The organism is Sulfuricurvum sp., from assembly GCF_019163035.1.
Taxonomy (GTDB): Bacteria; Campylobacterota; Campylobacteria; order Campylobacterales; family Sulfurimonadaceae; genus Sulfuricurvum.
The window spans coordinates 1-9,295 of the sequence record NZ_JAFLKV010000001.1 but is presented as its reverse complement, the minus strand read 5'-3'; the positions used below and the strand labels follow the sequence as shown (position 1 = coordinate 9,295).

The following is a 9,295-nucleotide window of genomic DNA, read 5'->3' as shown; positions in this document are numbered from 1 at the left end:
GATATGGTCGGACATACGGGCAACTTTGACGCGGCGGTTCGTGCGGTTGAAGCGGTCGATATTCAGTTGGGTCGGATCGTCGAAACAGCGCAAAAAAACGGCTATTCGATGGTGCTCACCTCCGATCACGGCAACTGCGAAGAGATGCAAGATGATGCGGGAAATATGCTCACCAATCATACGGTTGGAAAAGTATGGTGCTTTGTCATGGCGGAGGGGGTGAGCGAAGTGCGCTCTGGTGCCCTAAATAATGTCGCCCCTACCGTTTTAAAATTGATGGGGCTTGAAATTCCGTCCGAGATGGACACACCATTAATATAAAAAAGTATGCAAGCATACGTGGGCTTCCTGCCGAAGGAAACCTAGTGTTAACGTAGGTATCGGGGTTTTACTCCGATAACGTTATAAAATTATAATAAAAAGGATAATGATGAAATTCACAGGTAAAAATGTATTGGTAACAGGTTCAAGCCGAGGAATCGGTGCGGAAGTGGCAAAAGTATTGGCAAGCTATGGCTTGAAAGTATGGATTAATTACCGAAGCGGTGCGGCGGCGGCAGATGCGGTTAAGGCAGAGATTGAAGCAGTCGGCGGAGTTGCGGCGGTTATCGGTTTCGACGTGAGCGATGAAGCGGCATTTGTGGATGCGATCAAAACCATCGTCGATGCAGACGGTGAACTCTCCTACCTTGTTAATAATGCAGGGATCACCAATGATAAATTGGCGCTTCGGATGAAAGCGGAAGAGTTCACGAGTGTACTCGATGCAAACCTTACGTCGGCGTTTATCGGATGTCGTGAAGCGATGAAAGCGATGCGTAAACAAAAATTCGGAAGTATCGTTAACATGGCTTCTATCGTCGGTGAAACAGGCAATGCGGGACAAACGAACTATGCGGCAAGCAAGGGCGGTATGATTGCCATGACCAAAAGTTTTGCGATCGAAGCGGCAACCAGCGGTATCCGCTATAACTGTGTTACTCCAGGCTTTATCGCAACGGATATGACCGATGAGCTCAAAGAAGAAGTAAAAGCGGCATTCACCGCAAAAATTCCGATGGCACGTTTCGGAAATGCCTCAGAAGTTGCCGAAGCAACGGCATTTTTACTCAGTGACCATGCGAGCTATATCACCGGAGAGACCCTCAAAGTCAACGGCGGGATGTTCATGTAAGACTCCCTAAAAGAGTGCAATTTTGCCTCTTAAGGTAAATATGGTATAATTTGCCGATTTTATTCATAGGAACAGGAGCTATTATGGCACTTTTGGAAGATATTAAAGAAGTAGTGGTTGAGCAATTAAGCGTTAACCCGGACGAAGTAAAAGCGGATTCTAAATTCGTAGAAGATCTCGGCGCTGATAGCCTTGATGTTGTTGAATTGGTAATGGCTCTTGAAGAGAAATTCGATATCGAAATCCCTGATGACGAAGCGGAAAAAATCCAAACTGTTCAAGATGTAATCAATTACATCGAAAGCAAAAACTAAAAATACTTATCGAGGCGTAGCCTCGATAGTCACTAACTAAAAATTATGGTCTAAGAGTTTGGCTTAATGGAGCCAAAGTTTCAGACCATCCACCATCAGGAGAAAATGTGAAAAGAGTAGTAGTAACCGGAATGGGAATGATCAATGCCGTTGGTCATGACAAAGAGAGCTCATTCAAAGCAATTTGTGAGGGTGAATGCGGGATTGATATGATCACGATTTTCGATGCTTCGACACAAAGTGCACAAATTGCCGGAGAGGTGAAAAACTTCGATCCTGAATCAGTTATGGATGCCAGAGAGGTTAAAAAAGCGGACCGTTTTATCCATCTTGGCATTAAAGCGGCACAAGAGGCGATGTTAGATGCCAATTTTCCTGAGGATTTCGATAAAGAGCGCTTTGGAATTGATGCGGCAGCCGGTATCGGTGGGCTTCCCTCTATTGAGAAAAATTCGATTATCCTTGAAACTAAAGGGGCTCGTCGTATCTCTCCATTCTTTATCCCAGGAGCATTGGTTAATATGCTCGGTGGCTTTATCTCTATCGATCACGGGTTGCAAGGACCGAACCTCTCTGCAGTAACAGCGTGTGCGGCAGGAACTCATGCGATCAGTGAAGCGGCAAAAACGATTATGATCGGCGGTGCGGATCAAATGCTCGTGGTTGCGGCAGAGTCAGCGATTACCGGTGTCGGTATCGGTGGATTTGCTTCGATGAAAGCGCTCTCTACCCGTAATGATGACCCGAAACATGCTTCACGTCCTTTTGATGCTGAACGTGACGGGTTTGTTATGGGTGAAGGTGCGGCGGCATTGGTACTTGAAGAGTACGATGCGGCAGTGGCACGCGGTGCTCGTATTTACGCGGAAGTGATCGGTTTTGGTGAGAGCGGTGATGCAAACCATATTACTACTCCAAGTCTTGAGGGACCATTACGTGCCATGAAAGCGGCACTCAAAATGGCAGGTCATCCGAAAGTGGATTACGTTAATGCTCACGGAACCAGCACCCCTACCAATGATAAAAATGAGACAGCGGCACTTAAAATCGCATTTGGCGGAAAAGAGAACTGTCCCCCTATAAGTTCCACTAAAGGTCAAACAGGTCACTGTCTTGGAGCTGCAGGCGGTATCGAAGCGGTTGTGAGTATTATGGCAATGCGCGATAGTATCATCCCTCCGACCATCAACTATGTTACACCGGATGAAAACTGTGATTTGGATATTGTTCCAAACGTAGCACGCAAAGCGGAACTCAATATTGTTATGTCTAACTCATTTGGATTTGGCGGCACTAATGGTGTCGTTATTTTCAAAAAAATATAAGAGGGCAAGCCGTTGGCTACCTATTTAGATTTTGAACAGAACATTCGTCAAATCCAAGAGGAGATTATTGCCGCAGAAGTGCGCTATGATCACCATGCGGTAGAGATATTAAAGCAGGATTTGGATAAAGAGGTTCAAAAAACCTACGCTAATCTCTCTCCCTATCAAGAGCTTCAGCTAGCGCGCCATCAAGACCGTCCATATGCGCTTGATTACATCAATCTCCTTTTGGATAAAAAGTATGAGATTCATGGGGATCGCCATTTTCGTGATGATCTCTCTATCATTTGCTACATGGGTTACATGGGCGATGAGCGTGTAATGGTAATCGGTGAACAAAAAGGGCGCGGAACCAAAAACAAGCTCAAGCGCAACTTCGGTATGCCAAATCCTGAGGGGTACCGCAAAGCCCTCCGCGTGGCAAAAATGGCGGAAAAGTTTAATATCCCCCTTTTGATGCTAATCGACACTCCGGGTGCCTATCCGGGGCTTGGTGCGGAAGAACGCAACCAAAGTGAAGCGATTGCCCGTAACTTGCTCGAACTCTCAAATCTCAATACTATCACCGTCTCCGTCGTTATCGGCGAGGGGGGAAGCGGTGGAGCATTAGCTATCGGCGTAGCTGATCGTCTTGCTATGATGCGCTACTCGGTATTTAGTGTTATCTCTCCTGAGGGGTGTTCAGCGATTTTGTGGAACGATCCGACCAAAGTGGAAGCGGCAACAAAAGCGCTTAAAATCACTTCAGCTGACCTCAAAGAGCTTGATTTGATTGATGATATTATCGATGAACCGCTTATCGGTGCTCATCGTGATAAAGAGGGGGCAGTGGATGCTCTTAGAACGTATTTTATGAAGCAACTCAAAGATCTCCGTAAACTTAGCGATACAGAGCGTCTTGATAAACGCTACAACCGCCTTGTCGGGATGGGTCGATTTAGCGAATAAGGTTAACCCTTATTCCTCCCCTTTTACCTCTTCTTTTTTACCCTCTTTTTTAAACTTTGGACGTTTTAACCGTTTTGCCTCTTTTGAAAATGCAATCAGCTCTTCGGTATTTTTAATCGTATTAGGGATCATCGTCAGCGTACGTTTAAGAAGCTTTGTGGTTGTCATCGCATCGGAGAGGGCACGATGATGGGTTGCATCTTTATAAAGCTCTAATTGGTCGTTTAGATAGGCTAATCCATAGCGTTCAGATTCAAAGGTTCGCTCTGCTACGTCAATCGTACACAAAGAGCGGTTCAGAAGTCGAGAAAGTCCCACACGCTCCATCATCGCCGAGATAAAGTTGTAATCAAATTTAGCATCATGACCGACAAATACGGCATCCCCTAAAAAAAGACGAAATTCGTGCATCACTTTTTTGAGTGGAGGTGCTTTGAGGGTTTGCTCAGGGGTGATTCCGGTGATCTCTTGAATCTGAGTCGAGATATCGGTGCAATAGACTAAACTCTCATAGGTATCGATGATACGACCATTTTGTATTTTGACCGCACCGATCTCTATGATTTGGTGATGAGAAGGTTTTGAGCCGTTCGATTCGATATCGGCGATACAAAACACAGTATCATCGATTGACGTTATGGCACTTTGAAATTTATAGTATCCGTTTTCTAAAATGATATTCATCCCCTGCGCTTTGAAAAGCTCCAGCTCGGTTTCATCAGGTATAAGATTCTCAAACTCATCTTTCGGTATACCATTTTTGCTAAGACGGGCAATAATTTTCGGATCCAATACACTCACCATTTTGCCCTCTGGATAAAAGAGATCACTTTTTGAGGATCTTTTTTTCCCTTGGATGCTTCCACACCGCTACTCACATCGACGCCGTAAAATCCATACGATTTTAAAGAGGCAACGTTATCCGCATCAAGCCCCCCCGCGAGGATGATTTTAGAACAATCAACCCCCTCAAACCATTCGATATTGAGCCGTTTACCGCTTCCGCCGAAGCCTTCGCAATACGCATCAACGAGACGATACTCATCAGCATACTTTAGAATATCATCTCTTTTTTGCGCACGGATAACGGGTAATGATGGGAAATTAACTTGAGTGAAAAAATCTTCTTCGACATCAAAATGAATTTGAGCGAGTGAACACCCAGTCTCTAAACAAAGCGAACGGATAAATTCCGGTGTTTCATTGACAAAAAGGGCAACTTTCTCGACAAAAGGGGGAAGTTTATCGATGACTTTTTTTGCATCAGCGGGAGTGATATAGCGAGGAGAGTCAGGATAAAAGACAAATCCTAGGGCATTTGTACCCGCATTTATCGCTATAAGTGCATCCTCAAGGTTAGTGATTCCGCAGATCTTGACTCTCATACTTTGAGGCTATCAATCGCGGTTTTATAATCATCGGCTCCAAAAACATAGCTTCCGGCAACACAGACATCGACACCGGCTTCTTTTAGTATCGAAATATTGGAGCTTCCTACTCCGCCATCGATTTCGATAAGACAGTTGGGATTAATACGATCTCTCAAGGCTTTTAAACGCTGGATTTTTTCAACAACAGTGGGGATAAACTTTTGTCCCCCGAAACCCGGATTGACCGACATCACTAGAACCATATCGATATCACCGAGGAGATATTCGACCGCTTCGGCAGGGGTGTGAGGGTTGAGGACGATACCGGGTTTAATACCAAGTGAGCGGATATGTTGGACAAGACGGTGAGGATGTTTCTCCTCTTCGATGTGAAAGGTGATGAATTCCGGTTTGAGTGGGGCAAACAGATCGACAAAAAAGGTGTTGTTTTGAACCATTAGATGAATATCGAGAGGTTTGGTTGCGGCGCGTGCAATAGCACTTACGACAACGGGTCCAATGGTGAGATTGGGGACGAAATGTCCATCCATTACATCAACGTGCACAAAATCGCATCCTGCGTCACAAATGGCACGGACATCACGTGCTAAATTTCCAAAATCGGCAGAGAGGACGCTCGGAGCGATAAGCATAGGATACACCTTGAATAATATTTTTGTTATTTTAGCGAAAAACTTATCGCGTTAGGAAAAAGGTGAAATGACTACCCTCAAAACTAAGGTTCACTTGAACCCCTTTTTTGTTTTGTGCCATTTCCATTAGAGAATCGACATCCATGTAGGTACGTGGCAAAGTGATATCAACTCGATTCTTTTTTTCACTCAAAAGTGTTTTGGCTCGCCCTCCTATAATATTGACAAACTCTGCTAGTGAGTCGAGGATCAACTCTTCGTTATCGGTTGCTTCTCCGATTAGGAGTTCACACGCTTTTTTAGCGATATTTTTAGGGAAAACAAGGATAATCATTCCATCAAGATCTCCGTAAAATCCGATGGAGCTGGCGTATTGATTTTTAGAATCTTTAATCTCTAACAGTTGAATATTCATGGACTCTTTGATAGCTTTGGCATTGGTCATCATAGCCAGAGTGGATACGGTTGCATCGATTAATCCTGAGAGTTCATTGATGAGCCCTTTGGTGAGAGAGCGAACATTTTTTGACGAAGTGGCAGAACTTCCCCCCAGCTCTCGGAGGAGTTCTTTATTTTTGAGGATATCTTCCATTTGATTAAAAAACATGATGCCGGCATCTTCGAGATCATTTTTAAAGCTTTTTGGGGTTTTTTCAAATGTTAACCCGACGAAACAAATAGAAGCGTTATATTCTGCCCCCGATGAGGCAAGTTTGGTGAAAAAGTTGAGGGCATGGACATTCATCGAAACCACTTTATAGGCATCGAAAATAAAGAGGCGAAAACCGACATTGAGGGAGTTATTGTGATAGGCGATGTTGAAGGTATTTCCGATTTCGGCATCTAAAAAATTGCCGATGGTATAAATGATCGCATTTCCGGTGACGCGGGTGGCAACTTTCTGCCCGAATAATCCCAAATAGGTATCTTCAATCACCGCATAATAGAGATCTGGACTCTGTTTTTTTTCTTCAAACTCTTTTTTACTTTGAGCAATAACCGGATTATGCCCGTAATCGAAGAGCTCAATTGCCATGGCAGACCGCTGAGAGGGGTCATCATTGTAAAGGAGTACCGTTTTAGAATCGTTTTTATTGGTGGAGACAAAGAGTTCCGCTATTTTTTCGGTACGAAAGAGGGAGAAGTTAAGAGTGCTTCCATAGAAGGTTTGGATCGTTTTGAATTTTGCCGAATCGTAATCGCACAATCCGACTGCAATATGTTTTTGGTTTCGGATACTTATCAAGAGACGGATAAAAACATCCAAACCGTTCTTGTTAAAAAAAATCACTTTTTTGAGTGACACCAAAAGCATATCGATATTGAGTCCTTCGGTTGCTTTGATATCATCAATGGTTAAAAATGAGGGGGCGTTGTTACCATCCAAAAAGCCCTGCGGATGGAAAACGGCAACTCTCCCTTTAACTGTTGCTCTCATCGTTCCCTACCACCTGCATAAAAGATTCATATATATCTTGGACGAATTCGATTTGAAATTCGACAAACTCGTTTAATCCCGCACTCACGTAAGTACTTTGGCTTAACTCGTAGAAAAGGAGCAGATGCATCCATTGCGCTAAGATTTTTTCATTGCCTGCAATGGTACTATCAACCCCAGAGGCAGCATGTACAATGCGACTAATCGCGGGGGACATCTCCCATTTTGTCCCTATTTCGGTACAAACATCGAATAAACTAAGTTTACTGAGTCGGTAGAGAATAGTATTATAATCGAGTGCTTTGACGGCTCTAAGCTGTTCGACTTCACTTTTATGCTCTGTAAAAAGAGCGTCACAGACGATAATACTAGCGGGTAAGAGGGTGATGGCACTCTCGGTATCGTGATTAAGCAATTGGAGATGTTTGAGAATTTTTTCCCATTTTCGACTGAGAGAAGCTTGCAAATCATAGAAAGAATGATTGTCCAGAGAAAAAAGTCCCCACGCTTTTGGAGCTAACAGGCTCATAAGATAGTTATACAAAATTTGTTGAGCTGTTGAGACTCCCAAGATACTGAAAATTTGGGATAAATCACTCACTTCATTTCGAAATCCATAAATAGGACGGTTTACTAATGTTTTGAGATAAAGTTTAAGTGCAGGGTCTTCTTCGGCACATTTAGCGGCTTTGGTTAAGTCGCCGACACGTACATAGTCAAGGGTTTGTTTAACAATCGTAGGAGCTGGTGGTATATTTTGGATATAAAGTAATATTTTTTCTTGAGTCACCACGTGCAACATTATCCGATCTTAATTATTTTAAAAGAGGGTTATATTGTATTAGTCAATTGATTAAACGACCCTTTATAATGGTTAAACCGTTACTTAAGGTAAACTTTGGGTTCAATAAGATAAAATTCGCAACTAAAATTTACGCAAGGAGCCTCAAAATGGCAAGAAAATGTGCTATTAGCGGTAAAGGCCCAATGAGCGGGAACAACGTTTCTCACGCGAAAAACAGAACTAAACGCCGTTTTTTACCAAACCTTCGTACTGTTCGTGTAACACTTGAAGACGGTACAACCAAAAAACTGAAAATCGCTGCTTCTGAGCTTCGTACTCTTAAAAAAGATTCGTAATCTCCCGCGTGGTCTCACGCACTCAGGGAGTTTACTCCCACTATTACTTCACAAAAACTTCTCATTTTTAATCTTGAACTAGGTTTCTCTGTTTATAATAAACCATACCTAATTACCCTTTTTGTATCAGGAGTATTTCATCATGTTTACCATCAACTCTATTGACGGCGGTGTTTGCGCTGCGGAGGGCTTTTTTGCCGACGGAATCCACATCGGATTGAAAAAAGACTTTGCCAAAGATTTGGCATTCATCTATTCTTGCAAACCGTGTGCTGTCGCTTCGGTCTTTACCACGAATAAAATGACGGCGGCACCGATACGCCATTTTCGAGCACAAGGGGATTTTGAGGGGAACTTTGTCCTCATCAATTCTAAAAATGCGAATGCCATGACGGGGCGTGCGGGTATCGATGATATAGATGAGGTGCTTGATGCCCTTAAAGTCAAATTTCCACAAATCCAAAATCCGGTGATGAGTTCGACGGGAGTGATTGGAGTACGCCTTCCGAAAGCCAAAATCATCGAAGGTGCTATGAACTTTGATCTCTCTCATCGAGAGGGTGTTAATGCCTCCGAAGCGATTATGACGACCGATACATTTGCTAAACGCATCGCATATGAAGTTGTTTTGAGTGATGGAAAATCATTTCGAATCGGTGCGATGGCGAAAGGTGCGGGGATGATTAACCCAGCAATGGCGACGATGCTCTGCTTTATCACGACCGATGCGGCCGTTGATAAAGCTACTATGCAAAGTATCCTCGATGAGTGTGTCCATACGACATTCAATGCAGCGAGCGTCGATGGGGATACTTCGACCAATGATACCGTGCTGGTAATGGCAAACGGTGAGAGCGGAGCGTTTCATGCAGGAGCGTTTAAAGAAGCACTTGAATCCATTATGCTCTTTTTGGCGAAAGAGATGGTGCGTGA

11 protein-coding genes and 1 pseudogene are annotated in these 9,295 nt (G+C 43.7%); 7 read left to right on the top strand and 5 right to left on the bottom strand.

Annotation, left to right across the window (positions count from 1 at the left end; translation table 11 throughout):
• From JZU62_RS00060 to accA, 5 genes and pseudogenes are all read left to right on the top strand, one after another.
• A pseudogene (locus JZU62_RS00060) lies at positions 1 to 321 on the top strand (phosphoglycerate mutase (2,3-diphosphoglycerate-independent)); the annotation flags it as partial.
• Between the two features lie 109 nt (positions 322 to 430).
• On the top strand, positions 431 to 1,174 hold the full coding sequence (gene fabG, locus JZU62_RS00055; protein ID WP_295010703.1) for a 3-oxoacyl-ACP reductase FabG: 744 nt from the start codon (positions 431 to 433) through the stop codon (positions 1,172 to 1,174).
• An 83-nt stretch (positions 1,175 to 1,257) separates the two neighbouring features.
• A complete protein-coding gene (gene acpP / locus JZU62_RS00050; RefSeq protein WP_295010700.1) occupies positions 1,258 to 1,488 on the top strand; it encodes an acyl carrier protein in 231 nt (76 codons plus the stop codon).
• A gap of 107 nt (positions 1,489 to 1,595) precedes the next feature.
• A complete protein-coding gene (locus tag JZU62_RS00045; protein WP_295010698.1) occupies positions 1,596 to 2,813 on the top strand; it encodes a beta-ketoacyl-ACP synthase II in 1,218 nt (405 codons plus the stop codon).
• A 12-nt stretch (positions 2,814 to 2,825) separates the two neighbouring features.
• Positions 2,826 to 3,761, top strand: a complete 936-nt coding sequence (gene accA, locus JZU62_RS00040; RefSeq protein WP_295010696.1) for an acetyl-CoA carboxylase carboxyl transferase subunit alpha — start codon at positions 2,826 to 2,828, stop codon at positions 3,759 to 3,761.
• A 9-nt stretch (positions 3,762 to 3,770) separates the two neighbouring features.
• On the opposite strand, the gene JZU62_RS00035 is transcribed toward accA, so the two are convergent.
• From JZU62_RS00035 to JZU62_RS00015, 5 genes are read right to left on the bottom strand one after another with little or no spacing between them, the layout of a single operon-like run.
• Positions 3,771 to 4,565, bottom strand: coding sequence for a 3'-5' exonuclease (locus tag JZU62_RS00035; protein ID WP_295010694.1), 795 nt, complete (start codon positions 4,563 to 4,565; stop codon positions 3,771 to 3,773).
• Complete coding sequence (locus JZU62_RS00030; RefSeq protein ID WP_295010692.1) at positions 4,559 to 5,146, bottom strand: phosphoribosylanthranilate isomerase; 588 nt, start codon at positions 5,144 to 5,146, stop codon at positions 4,559 to 4,561. The genes JZU62_RS00035 and JZU62_RS00030 overlap by 7 nt, the downstream gene beginning before the upstream one ends.
• The gene (gene rpe, locus JZU62_RS00025; RefSeq protein WP_295010690.1) at positions 5,143 to 5,784 is read right to left on the bottom strand and encodes a ribulose-phosphate 3-epimerase; all 642 of its coding nucleotides are present in this window, start codon (positions 5,782 to 5,784) and stop codon (positions 5,143 to 5,145) included. Before rpe ends, JZU62_RS00030 begins: the two co-directional genes overlap by 4 nt.
• A 43-nt stretch (positions 5,785 to 5,827) precedes the next feature.
• Positions 5,828 to 7,222, bottom strand: coding sequence for a chemotaxis protein CheX (locus JZU62_RS00020; RefSeq protein WP_295010688.1), 1,395 nt, complete (start codon positions 7,220 to 7,222; stop codon positions 5,828 to 5,830).
• The gene (locus tag JZU62_RS00015; RefSeq protein WP_295010686.1) at positions 7,206 to 8,024 is read right to left on the bottom strand and encodes an HDOD domain-containing protein; all 819 of its coding nucleotides are present in this window, start codon (positions 8,022 to 8,024) and stop codon (positions 7,206 to 7,208) included. The genes JZU62_RS00020 and JZU62_RS00015 overlap by 17 nt, the downstream gene beginning before the upstream one ends.
• Before the next feature lie 149 nt (positions 8,025 to 8,173).
• Here JZU62_RS00015 and rpmB point away from each other — a divergent pair, with 149 nt between their 5' ends.
• Positions 8,174 to 8,362 (top strand): 50S ribosomal protein L28, encoded by a 189-nt coding sequence (rpmB, locus tag JZU62_RS00010; RefSeq protein WP_013459236.1) that lies wholly within the window; start codon positions 8,174 to 8,176, stop codon positions 8,360 to 8,362.
• A gap of 142 nt (positions 8,363 to 8,504) precedes the next feature.
• Positions 8,505 to 9,295: bifunctional ornithine acetyltransferase/N-acetylglutamate synthase (locus JZU62_RS00005; RefSeq protein WP_295010684.1), on the top strand; the 791-nt coding region annotated here is incomplete at its 3' end.